Consider the following 24,291-nt stretch of genomic DNA (forward strand, 5'->3'; position numbering starts at 1 on the left):
TCAGAACCAGTGGCCCAAAATAACATTAAAGGCGCTGGAATTTGTGTTTAAGGATTTGCTGAAATTCAGTTTTAAAGGTCCGAAAGGAGATTTATAACCCAGAGTCAAACCTATGGCGGATCGAGATATATCAAGAATTTCATCTACCACGATCTTGTCAAACTGATTTGCAATATTAAAATCTGCTACTATAAAGTAGTTCTTAAATAGATTCGCCTGGAGCGCGGTGCGGGCAATAAGCAGATTTTTAGAGTGCAGTTCGGCAAACTTACTACCCGGTAAGTGGGTGAAATTAATTACATTTTGCTCAAATATACCACCCGCTCTGTAATGGTAATACTCAGACGTCGAATCTCCTAGCGTAAATCCTCCAAAAACACCAAACCTTACCGTCAACATTGGTTTTACCGGCAGATTTATTTGTGTATCGACTTTACTTTGGAAAGTACGCGAATCTCCGTATGAATTAAATAAATCGAGAAATTTACCTTCGGCGCTTAACACAAATCCGCGGGTAGGGAAGTTTTTGTCATCCTGCGTATCGCTTTTAATGAAAACATAAGGATTCACGAAATTCTGCGGATTTCCAAAAATTGCTTCACCGATGGAGATCGATTCGAAATAATCATGACTAAATCCTCCACCCACAGCAAATCTGTCCCGCCAAACTGACTGTATAAAAACTTCGTTTCGAAACCAATTCCACCTTTGGGCAACATTGTTGTTTGCATCCCGCAAATCCAGTTGCATACCCGCCGCATAGACACCGAATCCGGGTATATAACCATTATCTATGAAGTAATTGAGGTAATAACGTGGTTTATCGCCTACCACCGCATCGAGTGATACCGTAGAGTTGCGGAAGAGCAGGCGTTTGGCGGTGATATTAAGAAGTAATCCTGTTTTAAAAACTTCGTCATAATGCAATCCAAACTTCAGAAAAAACCTCGTATCGTCTTCCGTAACGGCCAAATTGAGGATATTTTTATTTTCCTGATGAGAAATGTCGTAGTTGATAAGCGTATAATTATTGGTAGAGTAAAGTTTCTCCACTTTTTTATTTATTCCGCCATAGGTTTCCAGCGCGGGAAGTCTGAGATTCATTTTCCCGAGGACGTAGTTTTCAGAAAAAATGTGATTATTCGTAAGATTTAGACTGTCGATTTTATACACATTGGTATAAATGCTGTTAATTGGCGCCCGCAGCATCTTTCGTTCGCGTTTGGGCAGAAGCGAGAGCGGCTCAGTATATTTTTTGGCCTCTACAAAACCGGAGTCCAGGATCGACTTCTTAGAGCCGTAACTTGTCGCGGTATATCCCAAAAGGTTGGGTTTAATATTAATATCCGTGTATTGGTACTGATTCTTGGTTTCTTTCTGAATCCCAAAGTCAATCACTTGGTTTAAAATGTCTATAGCACTGCTGAGTTTCTCGCGGCCCGCAAGTCCCTGATTCAAGTCCACACCGATCACAATGTCTATTCCTTTATCCTTCAGTGGTTTACTTGGGTAATTAATGGTAAGCGCACCATCTACATATAATGAATCATTTATTTTCACAGGATCGATGAGGGATGGAAAGGCAGAACTGGCCATCACAGCGCTTACGAGATCGCCTTTTTCAAAGATTTTAATCTGGCCATTCTCCAGGTTTGTGGCTATGCACATAAACGGGATTGGGAGCTTGGAAAAATCATCTACTGAGGCCACATTCTTAAGCAGTTCGCGGAGCAGGTAAATGTTCTTCTGGCCGGTAGAAATGGCTTTCGGCAAAACATTTATTTTCCCGTTTTTTACAGGTAGCGTCAGGATATACTTGTCCACGGATTTATTGAAAAAAGTGCCTTCCTGCCGGCTTTTTTCGTTCGCTAAAACGTCGTAAAAGTCAGTATCAAGTACTATTTTTTCAATTTCCTTGCCGGTATAGCCTGCGGCATACAAGCTTCCAACTACCGCACCCATGCTGGTTCCCGAAATATAATCGATCCGAACGCCTAGAGAATCAAGTACTTTTAGGACGCCAACATGGGCGAATCCTTTCGCACCACCGCCTGAAAGCGACAAACCGATCCGTGGTTTCTTTTGTAGCACCATATCACTCCGCACCTGAGACTTTAAAAAAAGGCTCAGCAACAGAAATATTATGATGACAGTTCTTGACATTTAATCTTTAATATAAATTCTTTTTACGCGTCTTGATACTGATGTCAAAACTTCGTAAGGAATTGTTTGACAGTAATTTGCGAACAATTCAAGACTTGGATTCGAATTGAACAAGGTAACGCTTTCTCCTTCCTGCACATTTGCATTACCGACGTCAACCATCAGCATATCCATGCAAACATTGCCCACAATCGGGTACAAATTGCCGCCTATCCCTACTTTTCCTACGCCATTTCCGATAAGTCGGGGTACGCCATCGGCGTAGCCGACGGGTATCGTAGCAATCCGTGTGTCAATTTCCGGCATATACCGTCGGTTATACCCGACTGACGAACCGGCGCTTACGGTTGATATTTGGGAAATTACGGTTTTAAATGCTACGGCACTTCGCAGTTGTTTCTTAATTTCAGGGTCGGGTGATACTCCGATCATCCCAATTCCAATCCGGACCATATCAAACTGATAATCACTGTATTTCGTGATTCCGGAAGAGTTTAAAATATGTCTTACAGGCAAGTAGCCCAATTTAGCAGCCAGTTTTTTAGATACCGCATCAAATGTTTCAATTTGATTTTTTGTGTAAATATCTTCATCAGGGTCGTCAGCTGAGGATAAATGACTGAAAACTGAAGCTACCTTCACCTTCATTTTTGCCAGACGAGCCGCAAGTTCATCAATTTCAACTTCGGTAAATCCGAGGCGGTTCATTCCTGTTTCAATCTTGAGATGAATTGGATAATCTTCCTCGGCACCTTTCCGGATAAGATTGGAATAGAAAAGGTCTAACACCCGGAAACTGTAAATTTCGGGCTCAAGATCAAAATCAATGATGATTTCATAGCTGTGCTGTTCCGGATTCATCACCATTATTGGCGTGGAAATTCCGTTTTTTCTTAGTTCGACACCTTCATCAGCATACGCAACACCCAGATAATCAATATGATGATGTTGCAGGAATTCAGCGATTTCATATCCGCCGAGTCCGTAAGAATAGGCTTTTACCATGGCCATCACTTTAGTTTGTGGCTTCAGGAAAGTTCGGTGGACATTGATATTTTGCAGAATCGCATTCAGGTGTACTTCTAAGACGGTGTCGTGTTTCTGGAGTTCCAGATGGTCTTTAATTTTTTCAATTTCAAATTTTCTCGCACCTTTTAAAAGAATCAAGTTGTTTTCAATCGTGTTTAATGAGTGACTTTCAATGAGTTGCGTGCTTGAATCGAAGGTTGAAACCTTGGCATTAAATAATTCCTTGAACCTTACAATGTCGTTTCCAATCAGTATGACATGTCCGAAATTCTGTTGGTTGGTAAGTTCGGCGACGTGCTGATAAAGTGTTTCTAAATTTTTGCTTTCAATGAAATCCGTTAAAACCAGCGTTTTCTCGGTTTTATTATATTCATTGATAAATTGAAAAGCAATCTTAAGCGAATCGAGGTCCAGATTATAATAATCATTGATTATGAGGTTATTGCGTAGGCCATTCACGCTTTCCAACCGCATTTCCACGGGCTTCAGCGCATTGATTTTCTGGATTATTGTTTCCGTTGAATATCCGAGTAACTTCAGGACAGCCGCTACGCAAAGCGCATTGTTTAAAGTGGCGTCATCACGCTGCTGTGCGGGAAGCAGAAACTCTTCGTCAAAATATTTGATCTTAACCTCAGTTTTATTACCGAATGTCTGGACCGAAATGTCATTATGAATCTTTAAGCCGTACGAAATTAAATTTTTGCCTGAATAAACTGAATTTATCGCATTGCTAACCAAATGGTTATCACCATTAAAGATAATGGTTTCTGATTGCGAAAAGAGTTTGATTTTTTCTGCGATGATTTGCGACTGGCTTTCAAAATTAGACTCATGCGCAGATCCAATATGCGTAAGGATGCCGATTTTCGGTGAGAAAATATCAACCATCGTTGCCATTTCGCCGGGTTTTGAAACACCAACTTCGAAAATTCCAATTTCATGCTCAGCTTTTGTTTTCAGTAGAGAAAGCGGCAAACCCAACTGCGAATTGAAGCTTTTCGGACTTTTTACGGTGTTGTACTCCGAATACAGACTTTGATAGAGCCATTCTTTCACTACGGTTTTGCCGTTGCTTCCGGTAACGCCGATAGTTTTAAGATGAAATTTTTGCAAGTGATGCTTGGCTAAAGTCTGAATGAACTTTAAGGAATCATTTACGATAATCCACGTAACGCCATCGAGTTCAGAAAGTTTGGTTTGTGAGATGATTATCCCGATTCCTTTTTCTACCGCATGCTGTATATATTTTTCACCGCTGTTTTTGGCGGTGTTGAGTGCTAAAAATGCTGTTCCTGTGGCAGAAAAAATATTGCGGGAGTCAAATGCGATTGCTGTAACCTGCAAATCTGGATTTCCGAAAATTTCCGAATCCGTTATTGCAGCCAGTTCGCCTGTTGTATAGTTCACTTTAGTTTATTTAAAAATTCGTCATTGAAGACCTTGCGGCTTACGGCTTCATAGCTTTCGGTTTCACCCAGCTGCACCAAATCGTTATTTGAAGTCGTGCGCATAGAATGGTTAGCCAAATTTCCGGTCCGGCGGCAGATTGCGTGTACTTTGGTGACATACTCCGCGGTGGCCATCAGATTGGGCATCGGCCCGAAGGGTCTTCCCATAAAATCCATATCCAAACCAGCTATCACAACCCTTATACCGCTATTAGCCAACTGATTAGCTACTTCTACAATGCTTTCATCGAAGAATTGTGCTTCGTCAATCCCAACCACATGACAGTTTGAACCGAGCAGTAAAATCTCGCTGGGGCTTTCTACCGGTGTGCTGCGAATTTTGTTCTGGTTGTGCGAGACCACCTCATCCTCGGCGTAGCGCGTATCTAGTTTTGGCTTAAAGATTTCAACATTTTGGCCTGCCATTTCAGCGCGCCTCAGCCGGCGGATCAATTCCTCGGTTTTCCCTGAAAACATGGAGCCGCAGATAACTTCCATCCAGCCGCTTTGTTTTGCGTGATTTATTGTGTTTTCTAAAAACATTTGTTAATTTAGCCGTGATATAGCGACCTCAAAATTACGCAATTTAATAGATTTCATCATGCCGAATTTTCACGATATCCAACACAAAGTGTTTTTCGAAGTGCAGACTATTCTGGATTCGTTATCTAAAATTTCTTCGGCTGACGAGTTGCTCAATAAGCAGGATCTATTCTCAGAACTTTCAGACAGGGTTTCATTTCTTCGGATCCTTGATAAGAACAAAGAATATTATCCTGACGATTTTGCGGACTATAATACTGATAATCTCGACATTAGTGCTCTAAATGTTAATGATGATTTTGCGGCGGAAGTTTCCGCAGATGAAGATGTTTTGGGAGTAGATGGCATTGAAGAAGAGGTTTTGTTTACTACAGAACTGAATGAACTTGACGAAGTGGAAAACACTGAATCAGAGGCCAGCCCTGCCGAACCTGAAATAATGGAGGAAATTCTGACGGAATCCGCTCAGGATGTGGCGTATGAAGAGCGCGTTGCTCAGAAAGAGCATGAGTTCCGGGAAATGGAGGCACGCCGCAGGCAAATTGTAGAAATTAATAAAGAACATACACAGCACACTGTGCCGGACAAAGAGGTAGAATCAGAAAAACCCCAATCTGCCGAACGGAAGTTTAAACTCGCACATATCAAAGGTCTAAAGGCGATGCAGAATCTGTTCGATGATGATCCCCTCGAAAAATTGGCGAACGAAGATCAGGATCGGCCTTCTGAGCCGGGAAGTTTGCTTAAAAGCAACATGTCAACCGATTTTATGGAAGCGGAAAAGAAGAGACCTGAATTCCGGTTGGATCTAAATGATAAAGTGGCATTTACCAAACTTTTATTTAAAGGTGATGCGGATGAACTTTCCAAAACTATTACAAAACTGAACACCTTTGATAACATCGAAGACGCACGCCAGTATCTCAGCGAACTTTATTACGATAAAGATTGGAAAAAAGCTGATGAATACGCACAGCGACTCTGGAGCCTTGTAGAAAACAAATTTTTGTAAATTTTTATATTAGGCTTGAATGATAAATACAGTCGAAGACTTTAATGAAGTTTTTTTTATTGGTATCGCAGGTGTGGGCATGAGCGCGTTAGCGCAGTATCTGCAAGGTATTGGCAAGAATGTATCTGGCAGTGACCGGTATTTTTTGTCAGACGAACCTAACAAGACAAGGTCTCAACTAGAGGCCGAAGGAATTAAATGTTTCGTTCAGGATGGTAGTGGTATTACGAGCAATACACAGCTCGTTGTAGTCTCCACCGCGATTGAAGATACGGTTCCTGAAGTCTTGAAAGCTAAAAGTTTATCAATCCCTATCATCCGGAGAAGCGAGTTACTGTCCATTATTGCAAAAAGCAAAAAAACAGTCGCGCTAGCCGGAACATCCGGAAAATCTACCACGGCGGCAATGCTTTATCATATGCTCGAGAAAGCCAATCTTCAGCCCAGCATCATATCGGGCGCAGGTCTTACATCTTTAATAAAACAGAATAAAATTGGTAACGCGGCAGTTGGTAGTGGTGACTGGTTAATCATCGAGGCCGATGAAAGTGACGGTTCGATTGTTCAGTACAAACCTGAAATCGGGGTGTTGCTCAACATTGATAAAGATCACCAGGAAATAGCAGAACTTCTCGATCTCTTTGGTGTTTTTAAAAATAATACAAATAGCTTATTCATTGTAAATCAATCCAATAGGCAGGCGAAAACGATGTCCACGAACGCAAATTCGGATTTCGGTTTTGAAGCAGAAAATTGCGGTTATTCAGTAGAAAATTTCAAGCAGGACGGTCTCGAACTTTCATTTACCATTAAAGATCAGCCTTTTGGTATGACCTCGCTCGGCAGACACAGTGCTGAAAATGCTGCTGCGGCAGTTGCAGTTGCCCACCAAATCGGTGTTGATTTAGCGGTTTGCGCCGAAAGTCTCCGCACATATGAGGGAATTTACCGCCGGCATCAGGTTTTAGGCCGGAAAAATGGTGTGTGGGTGATCGACGATTACGCTCACAATCCGGCCAAATGCGCTGCTTCAATCCGCGCCTGCCAACCTCTTGCGGATAAAGTGGTAGCATGGTTTCAGCCACATGGTTACGGACCCACAAGATTCCTTAAAGATGATTTTATCCAGGAAATTTCCGACGCGCTGCGTCCCGAGGATGAGATTTACATGAGCGAGATTTTCTACGCAGGCGGAACGGCTGTGAAAGACATTTCCGCCAATGATTTGATAGAAGGCATTAAAAATAAAGGCAAAAAAGCTTTTTTCGTCGAAAACCGCGATGATTTACTTGAAATCATCCGCCCAAAGCTAACCGTAGATACGTTGCTGCTTCTTATGGGAGCGCGGGATCCGGGTCTTGAAACCTTTAGTAAAAACCTTTTCGAAAAGCTGTAGATGACTGGAATACTCTATTTTGTTCCAACTCCGGTCGGAAACTTGGACGACATGACTTTCAGGGCCATAAAAGTGCTGAGAGAGGTAGATTATATCCTGTGTGAGGACACGCGGACATCCGGTGTTCTTTTAAAACACTTCGAGATTTCAAAACCGCTTAAATCTTATCATCTGCACAACGAGCATCAAATGACAGAGCGTATAGTGGATGATTTGAAAAACGGCCAGAACATCGCAATTATCACAGATGCCGGAACTCCCGGGATTTCGGATCCAGGATTTTTACTGTCTAAGGCTGGTGCGGACGCCGAAATTGAGATGATATGTTTGCCCGGTGCTACAGCTTTTGTACCTGCGCTGGTCGTTTCAGGTTTACCGAACAATGAATTTTTATTCGCCGGCTTTCTCCCGCAGAAAAAAGGTCGGCAGACAAAACTGAAGCAGCTGGCTGCAGAAAAAAAAACGGTGGTTCTTTATGAAAGCCCGCACAAAATAAATACGACTTTAGAACAGATCAAAGAATTCTTTGGCGAAGATGCACGCATCAGTCTCAGTCGGGAAATTTCCAAAAAATTTGAGGAAACTAAACGGGGTAGTATCAACGAGTTAATTGATTTCTCTAAAAGTAAAACTTTAAAAGGAGAAATAGTTTTGGTTATCAATAATGCAGACATGGCCAAAGGCTCGGCAGATGAGAAGCCAACATCAACCAACAAATATAAATAACGAGATATGGGATTATTAACAGGAAAAGTAGCCCTCATCACCGGCGCTACACGCGGAATCGGACGCGGCATTGCTGAGGTTTTTGCGAAGGAAGGTGCACACGTTGCATTCACTTACGCTGGCTCAGTAGAAAAGGCTAAAGAATTAGAAGCAGAATTAAGTAAAGTCACGCAAATAAAAGGATATCAGTCCGATGCATCAGATTTTGATGCCGCGCAAAAATTGGTAGATGACGTAATTGCTGAATTTGGAAAAATCGATATCCTGATCAACAATGCAGGGATTACCAAAGATAATTTGCTGATGCGCATGTCCAAAGAAGATTGGGATACGATCATCAAAGTGAACCTTGATTCGGTTTTCAACCTTACAAAAGCGGTTATCAAACCAATGATGAAGGCGCGCGCGGGTTCGATCATCAATATGACCTCGGTTGTGGGCGTAAAAGGGAACGCTGGGCAGGCAAATTATGCGGCTTCAAAAGCGGGCGTTATCGGCTTCACTAAATCAGTGGCGCTGGAATTAGGCTCCAGAAACATCCGTTGCAACGCGATTGCTCCTGGCTTCATTGAAACTGAGATGACCGCAGCTCTTGACGAAAAAACCGTGCAGGGGTGGAGAGAAGGCATTCCATTGAAACGCGGTGGCCAGCCAGAAGATGTGGCTAATGCGTGCGTATTTTTAGGTAGCGAAATGTCATCGTACATTTCGGGCCAGGTACTGAACGTAGATGGCGGAATGCTCACTTAGAGCCGGAGATTTACGTTTTTTCCGAGAACTCTACCCGCTGTCCGCTGTATCTTTTTCTTTTTGCAAAAGAAAAAGGATGCCGCTTCCATCGGGGCTAGAAAAAAAGTTTCTCTTCTTTCAAAAAAAACTCTCTTCATCATTTGAAGAGAGTTTTTGTAAAATTTAGAACGAGTGTTTGTCGCAATTACTTGTTTTTCAATATTTTATTAAAACAAACCGAAGTCTGCACATCTCTGTACTGTCCGTAATTTTCAATTTGTTCATAGGTCTTTTCATATAGCTTAATAGCTTCCGTTTGCTTGGTTCCGGTCTCAAGAATTACCGAGTCATAACTAAGTTCTCTTGCCCAATTTTCCAGTTCATTTAGAATCGCGGAAGCATAACCCTTTCCCCGGCTTACCGGTCGCACGAACATCCGTTTGATTTCTGCAGATTCCTCATCATAACCTTTAAGTGCACCACAACCAACCGGATTTTCATCCTCGAAAAGCACAATACAGTGCTGCAGCGCATCTATTTTGTTGAATTGGTCGTAAAAGGTGTGATCATCGCCATCCACAATCGCCAGATATTCATCCAGCAACTTCACCAGTTCTTTAAAGTTTGGATTTTCGGAGGTAGTTCTAAGGATTTTCAAAATTCTCGTGTAAGATTAAATATCAATTTCCGAAAACCTCATTATGCTGCTCCGCCACACGGATAAACGTGGTTCTTTTCGACAGTTCGCGCAGTTCGGACGCCCCTACATAAGTACATGTAGACCGCACACCGCCCAGAATATCTTTTATGGTCTCAGAAACCGGCCCTTTATACGAAACTTTCACGGTTTTTCCTTCTGACGCCCGGTATTCTGCAACGCCACCCGCGTGTTTATCCATCGCGGTTTGCGAACTCATTCCATAAAAAAGTCTGAATTTTTTTCCGTTTTCTTCCACGATATCGCCGCCACTTTCATCATGTCCGGCGAACATTCCGCCCAGCATCACAAAATCGGCACCGCCGCCAAATGCTTTTGCCACATCACCGGGGATTTTACAGCCGCCATCGGAAATAATATGTCCGCCAAGGCCGTGTGCGGCATCTGCACATTCAATAATCGCTGAAAGTTGTGGATATCCCACACCGGTCTTAATCCGTGTTGTGCATACCGATCCCGGCCCAATTCCCACTTTGATTATATCGGCACCGGCAAGAATAAGTTCTTCCACCATTTCGCCGGTAACCACGTTGCCTGCGATAATTGTTTTATCGGGGAAATTGGCCCGGGCCTGCTTTACAAATTCAACAAAATGTTCAGAATAGCCGTTGGCAACATCAATGCACAGAAATTCTATTTGAGGATGTTCCTCCATAATCTGTTTGATCTTTTCCTCATCAGCTTTCCCCGTTCCCGTGCTTAATGCGATGTATTCGTAAATCGAGTCGGGCTGGCTGCGAAGAAAAGTGCTCCATTCGTCCGGCGTATAATGTTTGTGGATGGCAGTGATGATCTTTTCTTTCGCCAGCGCTTCCGCCATTTCGAAAGTTCCGACAGTATCCATATTGGCCGCGATAATCGGCACGCCGCTCCATTTCTTTCCAGAATTGACGAACGTGAAATTTCGTTCTAAACTTACTTGGGATCTCGATTTTAAGGTAGATCTTTTTGGGCGGATCATCACATCCTTAAAACCCAGTTTTATTTCATATTCTATGCGCATCGGTATGATTTAATTTTATCGGTTCCGCTTCACTTTTTTGAGTGCATTTTCGACGTTTTTTTCTGCAATTGCTTTAAGTTCAGCGTCGCCCGATTTCATGTGTTGAAGTATGACCCGGCACTCCGACAGGAAAACGCGCGCGAAATCGGGGTCATGATCTACTATTTCATCAGTGTTATCGAGAATGTCAGCGTATTTTACTGTTTGGGATTCGGGCTGAATTTTTGAAAGCCGTTCAGTTTCTTTGGCTTTCCGCGCGCGGCGGTTCATTTTCGGAAATACCTGCTTGGTGTAAACGTCTGTCAGATCAATTATGTGCTGCAGCGCTTTTTCTGCCGCTTTTTCATCCAACAAAGTCTTTAAGAAATCACCGATTTCGTCTTCCGTCACAGGTGTATCTTCCAAAACATCATGAAGCAAAGCGGCGGCGAGTACTGATATGTCGTTTGTATATTTCTGGCAGGTCCGCATCACCCGAACAGGATGTACCATGTAGCGGTCATCGCAGTATTTCCGGCGCTGCTCACCATGGGCTTTATCGCCAAATTCAATGATTTTTTCGAGCGTATCTTCCATTTTTAAATGTAAATATTTAAAATTTCAAGACTTCAGAAAGTTCATTCATGTATTCGTGCGCAGTAAGGTCAAATTTTACCGGAACCACTGAAATATAGCCATCGGCCAAGGCAACTTCATCCGCATCCGGACTTGTATCCATATTATTGAAATATCCCGAAAGCCAGAAGTAAGTTTTCCCATGAGGGTTTACCCTCTGATCGAAACTTTCTTCCCATTTTGCGTCGGCCTGTTTGCAAACGCGGATGCCTTTTATCTGCTCCTTTTCGAGCTTTGGAATGTTGACATTCAGCACAATACCTTTAGGCATCGGATTTTCGAGTACTTTTTTTACTATTGACTGAATATGGTCTTTGGCCTGCGTAAAGTCTGCGTCCCACGAGAAGTCGAGCAGTGAAAAACCGATCGCGGGCAAACCTTCTACACCAGCCTCTACCGCTGCAGACATCGTACCTGAATAAATGACATTAATGGAAGAATTCGCGCCATGATTAATACCCGAAACCACAAGATCCGGACGGCGCGGCAATATCTTATCAAGTGCAAATTTCACACAGTCAACGGGTGTTCCGCTCAGGGAAAAGTCGCGTTGTGGACCGTCAAGATTGATCTCTTCAAAAGTAAGTGTAGAGTTGATTGTGATGGCGTGGCCTTTTCCGCTTTGCGGCGAATTTGGCGCAACAACCGTCACATTACCAATTTCATTCATAAATTCTACAAGGTTCCGGATCCCCGGTGCGGTGATTCCGTCATCATTGGTTACCAATATCAATGGTCTGTGCATACAAAGAGTGTTTTGAACAAAATTACTTAAAAATAAAAGGTTCAAATATGAAATAAGGTATTAATTTTGATACTTTGTACCGCCTTGTAACAAAATGGCAAAATTTTAAACAAATTCAGTTATTAAATAATTTTATGTTCAAGAAATTAAAAATCAATACTTTACTGCTGTTCATTCCGTTGACTACTTTGGCGTTCTGTTTCAACTCTCCGAAGAATGATGACGAGAAGATGTCGACAATCATGATCAGTGTTAAAAATACTCTAAGCTACCTCCACTATTCCCCGCGACCTATTAATGATGCATATTCTGCGGACGTTTATAAACAGTATTTCGACATGATCGATGCTTCCAAACGCTACTTTCTGCAGTCTGATATGAACGAATTTGAAAAGCACCGCACAAAACTTGATGATTATCTGAACCGTGGTGACCTGTCGTTTTATAAACTCACGGTAGACAGACTCTACCAGCGCGTTGACGAGATTGATAAGATTTCGCAAACCATCCTGAGTGCACCACTTAACTTCGATGAAGAAGAAACTTTGGTTCTGGAGCCTAAGCTCAAAAAAAATCCGGTAAATGCAGCGGAGCTTTCTGCAGAATGGAAAAAGTATATCAAATACAATATCCTGCAGGAAATGGAATCGCTTTCAGCAAAGGAACAGCTGCAAAGGGAAAAGAAGGATTCGGTACAGAAATTTAACCTTAAAGATACCATCAAACTTGAAATCCTTACTCCAGAACAAAAACGTATCAAGGCTACTGAGGAGGTGAAAGATATGTTGACTGATACCTTCCGAAGGTTTAAAAAAAGAAATAAGATGGATTGGTTCACCGTGTATATGAATGCATATACCGAGGTTTTCGATCCGCATACGAACTATTTCTCACCAAAGAACAAGGAAGATTTTGATACCAATTTTACCGGTAAGGTAATAGGAATCGGTGCCATCATTCAGGAAAAAAGAGGCTATCTTTATCTGGGAGCGCTCACGATTGGCGCGCCTGCCTGGAAGTCTAAGCAGCTCAGCGAAGGTGATAAGATCCTGAAAGTAAGGTCTAAACCTAATGAAGAAGCCGTAAATGTGGTCGGAATGCTATCTGATGAAGCAGTACGGTTGATCCGCGGCGAAAAAGGGACGAAAGTGACGCTTACAGTTGAGAAAAAAGACAAATCAATCAAAGAGGTGACGATGGTTCGTGAAGAAGTGGCAATTGAAGACACATTCGCGCGAAGCATTATCATCAATTCAGCTGACGGAAGAAAATATGGATTTGTAAATCTCCCAAGCTTCAACGCTGATTTTGAAGATTCAAAGGGTAGAAATGCTTCCGATGACATCAAGAATGAGCTTATAAAGCTTAAAGCCCAGAATGTGGAAGGCATTATTCTGGACCTTCGAAATAATGGTGGTGGCAGTTTGACGGAAGTAGGTGATATCATGGGGCTGTTTATGAACGCTGGACCGTATGTGCAGGTGAAAGACGGCAACGGCAAGATTCAAACACTGAAAAACAGAACCAACGCTCCGGTTTGGACGGGACCGCTGATCATCATGCAAAATGAACTGTCAGCTTCCGCATCTGAAATTTTAGCTGGCGCCGTACAGGATTATGGCCGCGGAATCGTCATCGGCTCTCCACAATCCTTTGGAAAAGGTACCGTACAGACTTTTGTGGACCTGAACCGTTTTCTGAACAGCAATGATGATTTTGGCTCATTAAAACTGACCATACAGAAATTTTACCGTGTGACCGGAGAATCTACGCAGCGAAAAGGCATTGAATCTGACATTAAAATGAAAGATTTCTTCACTTATGCTGAAATTGGTGAACGCTATGACGACTATGCGCTACCTTGGGATAAAATCCCTGCTGCAGCTTACCAGCCGCTGAACTTTTTACAGGTTAATTCATTACTCAAATCGGCCGAAAGCAGATTGGCTACTAATAAAAACTACCAGCTTATGCAGGAATCTGCGCAGTGGAAAGAAAGACTGGATAAGGAAGAAACCATTTCCTTGAACCAAAATAAATTCAGCGCCCTGATGAAGGAGCGTAAAGCACAAATCGAGAAGTTCCGTGCTTTGGAAAAGTATAATAACGGACTGAAATTCACACTGAATCCGGATGAGGTAGAACGCGAAAAGAAAGATGAAGCATTCGCGAAGAAAACCCAGAACTGGACTAAGAGCTTGCAACGCGATATGTATCTGCAGGAGGCAGTAGCGATAGCAGGTCAGATTAAATAAAATTAGACTTAATCTATCATAATTAACCATCGGAAATTTTCCGGTGGTTATTTTTTTACCGTTCAGTCTCGATATTTTACCATTCGGTTTTATAAATTTTAGTGAGGAGGGAGGCGAGTTTATCTTTGATTCATAATTAAAAACAAAAAAACTGTTATGAAAACTAAACTTTTATTTTTCGGCCTCTTCCTTTCAAGCCTTTGCTTCTCACAACTCGACGAGAAATTTTATCAGCCTGGAAAAACGATGAAACCTATTGAAAATTTAAAATTCCAAGAATTCTCCATTCCGGCTGAAAAAGATACGATAACCGGAATATTCATCGAAAGTAATGTTGTACCTAAAGCAACTGTGTTGTTTTTTCACGGGTCGGGCGGTAATGTTTCGAGTTACACCTTCATGGTGAAACCGTTGGCAGACGCCGGCTATCAGGTGATGATGATAGACTTCCGCGGTTATGGAAAGTCTAGCGGAACACCGACACACCAAAATATTCAAAGCGATGGTCAAAAGTTTTTGGAGTATGCTTTATCGCTTCCGCAAACTACAGGAAAGCCCGTAATCATTTATGGAGCCTCAATGGGAAGCCAGATTGCAACACATTTGGCTAAAAATAACCCCATGGTTATCGAGGCGCTGATCCTTGATGGCGCGATGTCCTCGCATGCCGATATTGCGAGTCACTTTTCACCTGAAAACGCCGCGATGATACAGTCTATTCCGTTTCCTTACTCCGCAAAGGAAGATGTGAAAACCCTTACGATACCCAAACTTTTCATCCACAGTGCGGCGGACAAAATGATTCCGATAGCGCAGGCGCAAACAATTTTCGATAATGCACCGGAGCCTAAAAAATTTCTTACGTATGAAGGCGACCACCTGGAAGGAATGGTGAAGAACGGAAGTGAAATTATTAAGAATATTGAAGCACTAATGAAAAAACAGAAAAAACTGTAGCTGAGGTAGGAGAAACTTTTCTACATTTAAACACCCGCAGCTGCCACACAATTTTCAGATCATGAATAGAAAAAGTCTTATTACCACAACCTGGATTACCTTTTTTATCGGGACGTTTATCTTTGTCTTCTTCAGCAAAGAAAAGTCTGTGGAGATGTTCTTTCTTTATCTCATGATTTCTGCGATGTATTCTTTTCCGCTGGCGATCGGGAATGGGCTTTTAAATGACATGCTCTCGAAAAAATATTCATGGGTAGCTGAAACACGTAAAAGAACTGTTCTGGGAGTCATCTGTACTTTGCTTCTGAATGTTGCACTGGTTTTTCTAATTAATTATATCAATTTCATCGTTATCCATAAGCAGGATTTTGCCAATTTTTTCCGTGGAACAATCGCGATAAATAACTGGTTTACAGTGAATGTAGCTTTACTGATATCGGCAATTTTGCATGCAAAAGGATTCATGGAAGAATGGAAAAAATCGACCCGTAAAGAAGTAGTGGAGCAAAAGCTGATAGCCCGTTCGGCGAATGCACAGTTTGAAAGTTTAAAAAATCAGCTAGATCCCCATTTTCTTTTTAATTCGTTGAATGTCCTAAGTGCACTGATTGATGAAAACCCCGATCAGGCGCAGTATTTCACCGTCTCAATGTCAAATATTTACCGTTACGTGCTCGAACAGAAAGATAAAGAGCTGGTCACTGTAGAAGAGGAAATAGGCTTCGCAAAAACCTACTGTAACCTTCTGAAGACAAGGTTTGAAGACAGCGTAAACTTTGAATTTGATGTTGCTGAAAACGACATGAAATCTTACGTCGTGCCACTTTCGCTTCAACTTTTACTGGAAAACTGCATCAAGCACAACTTTGCGACGCCTCAGAAACCTTTAACAATAAAGATCTATACCGAAAACGGATTTCTACTTATAGAAAATAACCTCATGGCGAGAGAACAGGTGAAAGAAAGCGCCGGAATAGGATTGTCAAATATTGTTCAGCGTTATTCCTTATTAACCCAACAAAATGTTTTTATAGAAAAATCTACCGATTTTTTCCGCGTGAAAATTCCAATGTTAACCCAAAAAATCACAGCTATGAACACACAGCCTTCAGACGAATCAATGGCTTACAGCAGAGCCTCCAAAAGGGTAAAAGAAATGAAAGGTTTCTACTCGAATCTCCTGTCTTATTGCCTGGTGATCCCATTTCTGATCTTCATCAATCTGTATACCGCGCCAAAATTCCAGTGGTTCTGGTTCCCGATGATAGGTTGGGGGATAGGTCTTGGCTCCCATGCGTTTCAGGTCTTCGGGCTGGGACGTGACTGGGAAGAAAAACAGATTCAGAAAATTTTAGACAAACAGAATCAAAAAACTCAAAAAAATGGAAACCTATAACGAAGAGGACCTCAAATATTCAGAAGCTCGCAAGAAGGTCAAAAAACTAAAGGGACTTTATGTTCACGCAGTAGTTTATGTGCTGGTAAATCTTTTTATCATTGCCAGCAATACCCAGCAGGGACTGCAGCTGTCGGATATGGATAACTATTGGACGGCCATTTTCTGGGGTGTAGGGCTCCTTGCACACGCGATCGGTGTTTATGTTCCAAATATCTTTCTGGGAAAAGAGTGGGAAGAAAGAAAAATCCGTGAATTAATGGACAAATACAAATAAAAATTTAAAATTGAGCATGATCCGAACAGTTATCATTGAAGACGAAAAACCTGCTGCACGAAAACTCGGGCGTCTTTTAAGCCGGTTCTCTGATTTGCAGTTAGTTGGAACGCTAAACTCCGTGGAAGAAGGTGTTCAATGGTTTACCGAAAACAGTCATCCCGATCTTATATTTTCTGACATCGTTTTAGGCGACGGATTGTCTTTTGATATCTTTGAACAGGTTCCAAGTAAAAGCTTCATCATTTATACCACGGCTTTTGACCAGTATACTTTAAAAGCTTTTAAACTCAATTCGATCGACTATCTTTTAAAACCGGTTATGGAAGAAGATTTACAGAAAGCCATTGATAAGTACAAAAGTTTTCTGCCCACGGAAAGTAATCATAACCTGAAAGAAATCAAGTCATTAATTAAAGAAGAGAAGCAAAAGCTTACCCGTATTCTGGTAAAGATAGGTTATAATCTGAAAATTGTTCAGACCGATGAGGTTTCGTGTTTTTACAGCGAGAACAAGATCGTTTACCTTCAAACTAAAGAACGGACGTTTCCCACTGATTTTACTTTGGATGAACTGCAGGAAATCTTAGATCAAAAGTGTTTTTTCCGCGTAAACAGGCAGTTTATCATCAATTCCAATTACATAAAAAACATCCACACATCTCCTTACTACAAAGTAGAAATGGAGTTTCAGCCAAAAGAAGAAATCACGGTCAGCCGGGATCGTGTGAAGATTTTTAAAGATTGGTTGTCAAAATAAGAAAAGCGCCAGCAGGCGCTTTTTTATTTTTATAATTTTAAGAGATCACGCCACTTCCCAGCAGTTCATCACCGGAATACCACGCCGCAAATTGGCCTTCCGCAATTGCAGACTGAGGATTTTCGAATTCAATGAAAAGACCTTCCTCAAACTGATAAAGTGTAGCTTCTTCGAGCGTTTGTCGGTATCGGATCCGCGCCTTAACCTTCATGGATTGGCCGTTGCCTAGCCGCAGGTCCTCGCGTACCCAATGCACGTCGCTGTTTTCTATTTTTAAAGCTTTACGGAAAAGTCCCGGGAATTTTTTTCCTTCGCCCACAAAAATCGTATTCGTCGGCATGTCGCGCTCAATGATAAAGCAGGATTCTGCGTGTCCACCGATCCCAAGGCCTTTGCTCTGGCCAATTGTAAAGTAATGAGCGCCCTGATGTTTGCCGATCACTTTTCCGTCGGTCTTGTTGTATTCAATTTTGCGCGACAAAAACTTAAGCTCCTCGATTTTTGATTCAAAAACAGGTTTTTCAGTGTGAAATCCATCAAAATCAGTAAAAATCTCCACTATTTCGCCTTCTTTTGGCTCGAGCTGCTGTTGTAGAAATGTTGGCAAACTCACTTTTCCAATGAAGCACAGACCCTGCGAATCTTTCTTGTCCGCAGTCACAAGTTCCATCTTTTTCGCAATCTCTCTAACCTCAGGTTTCGTAAGTTCCCCAATCGGAAACAGCGATTTAGAAAGCTGTTCCTGGCTGAGCTGACAGAGGAAATAAGACTGATCTTTGTTCGTATCCACGCCCGAAAAAAGATGAAATATTTCTTTGCCGTTTTCGTCGATAGTAGAATCAACACGTGCATAATGTCCCGTCGCAACCTTCTCTGCGCCAAGTGATAAGGCTGTTTTCATGAAGACGTCAAACTTCACTTCACGGTTACATAAAACGTCCGGATTCGGCGTGCGTCCGTTCTTGTATTCATCGAACATATAATCCACGATCTTTTCTTTGTAAAGTTCGCTCATATCAATCACCTGGAATGGTATCCCAAGCTTTTGAGCCACCATCAGGGCATCGTTGCTGTCCTCTATCCATGGGCATTCATCCTCCAGCGTAACCGAAGCATCGTTCCAGTTCCGCATAAAAAGCGCCACCACATCATGTCCCTGCTGCTGCAACAGATAAGCCGCAACACTGGAATCTACACCGCCCGATAAACCCACAACTACCTTCATATCAGAATCTTCAAATTTTTTGCAAATTTACGACTTAATTCCGACTAATTTTAGGAGCCACTAAACCTGGGCATTTACCAGCACTTTACCGGCTCTTCACTTCAATCTTTTTTGCTGGCTTCGGTTAGCCTCAGCCATCAAAAAAGGATTTCCGTTGCGATCCGGGCTATAATTTGAGGCATTTTCCCTCCCAAAAAGTAGATATTACGTCCTTTTAGATTTTAAAATGAAATCCTCCAGTTTCCGAAGGATTTGATTTAACATTTAAAGATTTAATAAGCTGAATCGTGCTTAAATAATTTGAACAATTTGAACAATTTAGCAATTAGAACAATTTGACCCCATTAAACCCCCTCTACGGTTTATTCGCCAGAAAGTATTCCGCTTCACCTTTGCCCCAGTTTGGTTCAAGCGCCGACTTTGTACTGTAGGTTTTGTATTGATCGAGCGATTTTTGAAAAAGTTCAAGACCGCGCTGCTTGCTTCCGCCAAACTGCTCGGGTGTGAAGTAGACATCTTCCGCCTTCATCAGTGTGATCCGGGGATTGTTTGGATCCAGTTTTTCAGCTTTGCTCAGCGCCTCAGCCGCCAGCATACCTTCGCTCATGAAGCGCTCCTGCGGATTCACCATCATTTTCAAGCCGTGGATCATCTTCTGCAGAACGAAGATCTCTGCGTTGTCTTTGCTGAGGTCCGCCGCGAGGTCGAGCGACTTTTGAGCTTCAGCGGCAATCGCGTCCAGGTCGGCAGTTTTCCCTTCACGCATCGCCAGGCGTCCTTTTTGGATTGAAGAGAACGCAGCGTAATAGTATGGCTGCCAAAATGTTTTCTCCTTGTCGGCAATGCGGCGGAAGTCGTTTGCGAGCGCAGTAAATTCTTCTGCGGTTTTTTGTTGTTCAACCTGAGACACTTTGCTACTCATCGCTTTCTCATAAGGTGTTTGCGCAAATGTAGCTGTGCTGAACGCAACACAAATCATTAAGAATAAATTTTTCATGGTTTTAATTATTTAAAGTTGATAATCAAAGGTATTTGTAAAACCCTGTAATCTGTTTATAATTTTTACTGAAAGGGTCATTTTACTTGCCGAAAGGTCTTTTTAAAGATTATTGTTGATGGCATCCTGGGTTCGGTCTACCCCAAAGCTGATGAATGCGCCGATGAAGACGAAAGTATTAGCACTTGGCAAGATAGGGCTTCTGCGAAGGCCGTCATTTGAAAAATTATACCCGAAAATATTCTTTCGGCCCAGGATGTTATTCACCGACAGAACCAAGACGCTGAAGGATTTTGCATCTTTTTTCCCGAGGTTTGGCAGATAGTTCAGGCTGAAGTTTAGCGTGCTGTTGTCTTTCACTGTTCCTTGCGCATTCAGGTAGTAATTTCCGCCTGCATCAGTGAGAAAATTATAATAAGGTCTGCCGGAAGCGTAGTTATAAGACAGATTGAAGCCGGTTTTCCAGTCGGTAACAAACTTTTTAGCCACCACAGAGAGCGTGTGCTTCGCCGCGAAGCCTGGAAAAAGCGGCCTGTCATAGTTCTGAAATTCTCGCTCAGAATCGAGGTAGGAATATGAAATCCAATAATCTATATTTTTCAGTGATTTGCGGTCACGCCAGAAAAATTCAATTCCTTTGGCAAAGCCCGAACCTGTGTTCGAAAATGCAGCCGGCCGGTATTCTTCTACGCGTGTTTTGATCAGATCGTCATAATTTTTGTAAAATGCTTCAAGTCTCAGGCTTCGGTTTTCAGAGGATTTTTGAAGTTGAAGTATAAAATGCTCCGCACGCTGGAAATTTAGCGGGTTCTCGCCAAAAAACTGGTTTTCTGGGTTTTGGTAAAATATGCCGTACGCGAATGAACTCGTCCAGTTTTTAGCAAGCCGATACGCCAAAGCAGCTCGCGGAGCCATATTCCATTTATCCAGCGCTGCCGAATGTTCGGTTCTCAAGCCTATTTTCGCTGAAAGATTATTGCTGAATCCAAGGTCCGTTTCCGCAAAAACAGAAGTGATATCTTCATTAAACTTGTAAGATGTCGGCGATAAGGCCACAGCAGTAGTTTCTGCACTGTTATTGAACTCAACACCGCCACGAACCGCAGAAATTTTGTTGATCCGTCTTTCGATGGTTGCTTTGGCGTTAAAGTAATTGCCTTTTACATCGATAGAATTTGGGTTTTGATCTTCATTTTGATAAGTTTCACTTAAAAAAAGTTGATTTCTGTTAAACGTATAAGAACTGCCTGCATTAAAGACATATTTCCCGAACCTTTGTCTGAAAGACAGGTTGTGGAAAGTATTTGCGCCTTTTAGCGAGGTGTTTTCAAAGTCGGTTTGTGGTTCCAGACTTTCAACCTGCAAACCAAGTTTGTTTGTATCAAAACTGCCGTAATATTTTAGTATTCCACCCGCGCGGTTCTTTACGCGGAAATTAAAATTCGTCCCAAACCCTTTGGGTGCCTCCGTGAAATCATTGTTGAAACGGATTATTTCAGTCATCAGACCTAAATTAGTATAAGCGGCTGACACACCGAACGATTTGGTTTTTTCTTCATTCACATTTTGGAAACCTGCAGACACAAAAATTGGCGAAATGCCAATGTCTACTGAATTTCTTTCCGGAAAATCAATGCTTTCAAGAATCAATACAGAAGAAAGTGCCTGACCGTACATCGCTGAATAGCCACCACTCGAAAACACGTTTCCTTTAAACAGCGAGGTGTTCAGCCGGTCCATTGACTTGATTCCGGGTACAGAATTTCCAAAGAAATTATTGACCAAATTTCCATCCATGAAAAATTTTGTCTCGGCGCCGGTGCCGCCACGCACAAAAAGACCTTCGGATTCCCCGACTTTCTGCACGCCAGGAAGTGTCTCCAGTGCCGAACTTACCTGTCCGTTCGCGCCTGCCGTGGTGTAAATGTCGATAGGCGTTAGAAGTACTGTGGCACGTTTGCGGTCGCTGGCTTCGATGGAACCTGCCGAAATCACCACCGCCGCGATTTCAGAAATTTCTTCCTTCAGTTCAGCATCTACTTTTACAACACCACCTGTTAGCAGAACCGGTTTTTCGGTTTCTACATATTTTGGGTTGGTAAAGATGAGTGTCTGATTTCCGGTTTCCGAAGTTTCAAATGAATAATTGCCGTCCTTATCCGTAGTCGCGCCGTCATAGGTCTCCTTTAAGGTGACAGAAACGTCCTGAATACCTTTGTTTTTATAGACAACTTTCCCGCTTACCGTAGTCTGCGAATGCATGGTGACGGCCATAACTAGGGCAATGAGCGCTGATACCTTAGAAATAATGAAAGTTTGCATGGTTTATTTTTTTAACAAATGTATTGCGGAATGCCTTTTGCTGAAAAATAATGTTACCGAACGGTAAAAAAAACTGGCTAAGCGGTCAGTTTTATTTTCAATAACTTTATAAACCATTAAATAAATACTATGAAAATCTTAGCACTTTCTTCACTGGCGGGCGCTGCGTTGTTGATGACATCCTGCACAACCACGAAAAATTTAGTTGTAACGCCTAAAAGCGGAACTGATACGCAGGGCACGGCGAAATTCACGCAAACCGGCAAAAACGTTGAACTGGACCTTAATGTTTATAAACTTACACCCGGCTTACACGCTGTGCATATCCACGAGAAAGGTGATTGTTCTGCAGCCGATGGTAGCTCAGCCGGCGGGCACTGGAATCCTACATCAGACGATCACGGAAAGTGGGGACATGATCAGCACCATATGGGTGACATCGGAAACCTGAATGCGAACAAGGAAGGAACGGCGCGCATTGTATTCAAGACCGATAAATGGTGTCTGGGATGCGCGGATGAAACTAAAAATATCGTCGGAAAATCACTTATTATCCACGCTTCCGAGGATGATTTCAAGACCCAACCTACCGGAAATGCCGGTGGGCGCGTGGGCTGTATTGAAATTAAGTAGATTTAGATCTAATAAACTTTAGCACGTCTCATATTGAGGCGTGTTTTTTTTGGACAAATTTTAGCGGTAATACAGTTCTAAAAAGCGGAAGAACTCCGTCATCCTGAAGATATTGTTCAGTAATACATAGCTGAAAATGAGCATCAATACAATGAAAAGCGAGGTAATCATTTTAAATGACGAGCGGTACGCGTGAAATAGCCAGCCGACCATCAATGGGAAAACAAACACAAAATGCCCGCCGTAGATATAAGATGTGTGGAGGCCAAACCGCAGGATTCCGTGAATTACTACATCCACCAGAAGTGACAGCATCAGGATGTTAGCTAATTTATTCTTTAAATTTTTAAGCCAACTCCAAATCAGCAGAATAATGATGGCTCCGATGACCGCGTGGGAAACCCAGTTGTCAAAAACATCCATGAAAAGAGCTTTGTACTCAAAACCCTTTTTGTTGTGATAGTCGCGCAGTTCAAATCCCGCAAACAAAATGTTGCCGCCGAGAAACCAGGACGCCATCATATCCCAATACGGCGTTACCTTTTGCTGCGAAAACTTCTCGAACTGCGCACCGGATTTGTCGAGAAACTGCATAAACTTGAAATCCATACGGTACATGAACAGCAGTAAAAAGACGGCAATCGAAATCACAACCTTCAGCGCAGCCCTTCCCAAATTTTTCCAGTTGCTGAAAATCTTGCGCTGAAAGAGAAGCGGAATATACACCTTAACCGCATTGGTAACGGTAAGTCCGCCGATCCCGACCACCGCGAGGGTTAAAGCAGATGCTGGAATCACTTCATCTTTGCGGATTTTCAAGGCAGCATAATAATTGAATAAAACCAGCAGAAAAAGGGTGTACGTATAAGTCTCAGGCGTGAATGAAAGCAGGATGTTGGTAGAAAATGCCGAAAAAAAGAATACGGTGAACAGCGAAAACCGATTTGGTAAGCCGATGATGTTTTTTAGATATTTAAATATTTGGATAAGACTGAGACTTACCGCGAAGTTGCTGCACCAAGCCAGTACAAGCCGGAAAATTTCGTTTTTTTGACCGCCCGAAAACATTAAAGCAAATTCCCGAAGCCACTCAAAAAAATAATTCGCAAGCGGATGCCGCTCATAGCCGCCGCCGGTGAGAACTATGGCGCGGTTGTCAAAGCTGAAATAAGCATCCCACGGAATGCGGTCATCGAAAATAATTCGGTAATCGACTGCAATGACTGTCCCGAGAGTTCCGTAAACACTGAGAAAAACCGCAAACAGCGCCCACTCTGTACTGTTGGCCGGAAAGACGGTCGAAAGAAATTGGATGAATTTATTTTTAAGATCCAAGACT

21 protein-coding genes are annotated in these 24,291 nt (G+C 42.4%); 10 read left to right on the top strand and 11 right to left on the bottom strand.

The genetic code is table 11. From position 1 onward, the window contains the following. From QEP06_RS07040 to QEP06_RS07050, 3 genes are read right to left on the bottom strand one after another with little or no spacing between them, the layout of a single operon-like run. Positions 1–2,163 (bottom strand): patatin-like phospholipase family protein, encoded by a 2,163-nt coding sequence (locus QEP06_RS07040; protein WP_285269661.1) that lies wholly within the window; start codon positions 2,161–2,163, stop codon positions 1–3. After that, positions 2,164–4,602 (bottom strand): bifunctional UDP-N-acetylmuramoyl-tripeptide:D-alanyl-D-alanine ligase/alanine racemase, encoded by a 2,439-nt coding sequence (locus QEP06_RS07045; protein WP_285269662.1) that lies wholly within the window; start codon positions 4,600–4,602, stop codon positions 2,164–2,166. It abuts the gene before it with no gap. Continuing rightward, on the bottom strand, positions 4,599–5,186 hold the full coding sequence (locus QEP06_RS07050) for a thymidine kinase (RefSeq protein WP_251832561.1): 588 nt from the start codon (positions 5,184–5,186) through the stop codon (positions 4,599–4,601). Before QEP06_RS07050 ends, QEP06_RS07045 begins: the two co-directional genes overlap by 4 nt. 58 nt (positions 5,187–5,244) lie before the next feature. Here QEP06_RS07050 and QEP06_RS07055 point away from each other — a divergent pair, with 58 nt between their 5' ends. From QEP06_RS07055 to fabG, 4 genes are read left to right on the top strand one after another with little or no spacing between them, the layout of a single operon-like run. Beyond that, entirely contained in the window at positions 5,245–6,198 is a 954-nt protein-coding gene (locus QEP06_RS07055; protein WP_285269663.1) for a hypothetical protein, read from the top strand. 19 nt (positions 6,199–6,217) lie between these two features. Continuing rightward, complete coding sequence (locus tag QEP06_RS07060; RefSeq protein WP_285269664.1) at positions 6,218–7,594, top strand: UDP-N-acetylmuramate--L-alanine ligase; 1,377 nt, start codon at positions 6,218–6,220, stop codon at positions 7,592–7,594. Next, complete coding sequence (rsmI, locus tag QEP06_RS07065) at positions 7,595–8,320, top strand: 16S rRNA (cytidine(1402)-2'-O)-methyltransferase (protein ID WP_285269665.1); 726 nt, start codon at positions 7,595–7,597, stop codon at positions 8,318–8,320. It begins immediately after the preceding gene. A gap of 6 nt (positions 8,321–8,326) precedes the next feature. Then, a complete protein-coding gene (fabG, locus tag QEP06_RS07070; RefSeq protein WP_251832557.1) occupies positions 8,327–9,070 on the top strand; it encodes a 3-oxoacyl-[acyl-carrier-protein] reductase in 744 nt (247 codons plus the stop codon). A gap of 184 nt (positions 9,071–9,254) precedes the next feature. Here fabG and QEP06_RS07075 read toward each other — a convergent pair whose 3' ends face one another. The 4 genes from QEP06_RS07075 to surE are packed head-to-tail and all read right to left on the bottom strand — an operon-like array spanning position 9,255 to position 12,130. Beyond that, positions 9,255–9,707, bottom strand: a complete 453-nt coding sequence (locus QEP06_RS07075) for a GNAT family N-acetyltransferase (RefSeq protein WP_341850010.1) — start codon at positions 9,705–9,707, stop codon at positions 9,255–9,257. A 22-nt stretch (positions 9,708–9,729) separates the two neighbouring features. Then, positions 9,730–10,770, bottom strand: coding sequence for a GMP reductase (locus tag QEP06_RS07080; protein ID WP_285269666.1), 1,041 nt, complete (start codon positions 10,768–10,770; stop codon positions 9,730–9,732). A 15-nt stretch (positions 10,771–10,785) separates the two neighbouring features. Then, positions 10,786–11,346, bottom strand: coding sequence for an HD domain-containing protein (locus QEP06_RS07085; RefSeq protein ID WP_285269667.1), 561 nt, complete (start codon positions 11,344–11,346; stop codon positions 10,786–10,788). Between the two features lie 16 nt (positions 11,347–11,362). After that, a complete protein-coding gene (gene surE / locus QEP06_RS07090; protein WP_285269668.1) occupies positions 11,363–12,130 on the bottom strand; it encodes a 5'/3'-nucleotidase SurE in 768 nt (255 codons plus the stop codon). Between the two features lie 134 nt (positions 12,131–12,264). Between surE and QEP06_RS07095 the strand changes: the two genes are divergently transcribed. The 5 genes from QEP06_RS07095 to QEP06_RS07115 all read left to right on the top strand — a co-directional run bounded on the left by QEP06_RS07095 (position 12,265) and on the right by QEP06_RS07115 (position 17,775). Further along, positions 12,265–14,385, top strand: a complete 2,121-nt coding sequence (locus QEP06_RS07095) for a carboxy terminal-processing peptidase (protein WP_285269669.1) — start codon at positions 12,265–12,267, stop codon at positions 14,383–14,385. Positions 14,386–14,541: 156 nt separating this feature from the next. Then, complete coding sequence (locus tag QEP06_RS07100; RefSeq protein WP_285269670.1) at positions 14,542–15,342, top strand: alpha/beta hydrolase; 801 nt, start codon at positions 14,542–14,544, stop codon at positions 15,340–15,342. 61 nt (positions 15,343–15,403) lie between these two features. Next, complete coding sequence (locus QEP06_RS07105; RefSeq protein ID WP_285269671.1) at positions 15,404–16,738, top strand: 2TM domain-containing protein; 1,335 nt, start codon at positions 15,404–15,406, stop codon at positions 16,736–16,738. Next, positions 16,725–17,015 (top strand): 2TM domain-containing protein, encoded by a 291-nt coding sequence (locus QEP06_RS07110; RefSeq protein ID WP_285269672.1) that lies wholly within the window; start codon positions 16,725–16,727, stop codon positions 17,013–17,015. The genes QEP06_RS07105 and QEP06_RS07110 overlap by 14 nt, the downstream gene beginning before the upstream one ends. Before the next feature lie 16 nt (positions 17,016–17,031). Continuing rightward, positions 17,032–17,775, top strand: a complete 744-nt coding sequence (locus QEP06_RS07115; protein ID WP_285269673.1) for a LytR/AlgR family response regulator transcription factor — start codon at positions 17,032–17,034, stop codon at positions 17,773–17,775. 37 nt (positions 17,776–17,812) lie between these two features. Here QEP06_RS07115 and mnmA read toward each other — a convergent pair whose 3' ends face one another. The 3 genes from mnmA to QEP06_RS07130 all read right to left on the bottom strand — a co-directional run bounded on the left by mnmA (position 17,813) and on the right by QEP06_RS07130 (position 22,319). Beyond that, positions 17,813–19,000, bottom strand: a complete 1,188-nt coding sequence (gene mnmA / locus QEP06_RS07120) for a tRNA 2-thiouridine(34) synthase MnmA (RefSeq protein ID WP_285269674.1) — start codon at positions 18,998–19,000, stop codon at positions 17,813–17,815. 355 nt (positions 19,001–19,355) lie between these two features. After that, positions 19,356–19,997, bottom strand: coding sequence for a hypothetical protein (locus tag QEP06_RS07125; RefSeq protein ID WP_285269675.1), 642 nt, complete (start codon positions 19,995–19,997; stop codon positions 19,356–19,358). A gap of 102 nt (positions 19,998–20,099) precedes the next feature. Beyond that, entirely contained in the window at positions 20,100–22,319 is a 2,220-nt protein-coding gene (locus tag QEP06_RS07130) for a TonB-dependent receptor (protein WP_285269676.1), read from the bottom strand. 129 nt (positions 22,320–22,448) lie between these two features. On the opposite strand from QEP06_RS07130, the gene QEP06_RS07135 reads away from it, so the two are divergent. Further along, positions 22,449–22,952 carry a superoxide dismutase family protein gene (locus QEP06_RS07135; protein WP_251832545.1) on the top strand — a complete coding sequence of 168 codons (504 nt, stop codon included), beginning with the start codon at positions 22,449–22,451 and terminating at the stop codon, positions 22,950–22,952. 60 nt (positions 22,953–23,012) lie between these two features. Here the strand turns inward: QEP06_RS07135 and QEP06_RS07140 are convergent, their stop codons facing one another. Next, a complete protein-coding gene (locus QEP06_RS07140) occupies positions 23,013–24,287 on the bottom strand; it encodes a DUF6080 domain-containing protein (RefSeq protein WP_285269677.1) in 1,275 nt (424 codons plus the stop codon). Positions 24,288–24,291: the final 4 nt, after the last annotated feature.

Origin of the sequence: Kaistella rhinocerotis (genome assembly GCF_030243905.1) — a bacterium.
GTDB lineage: Bacteria > Bacteroidota > Bacteroidia > Flavobacteriales > Weeksellaceae > Kaistella > Kaistella rhinocerotis.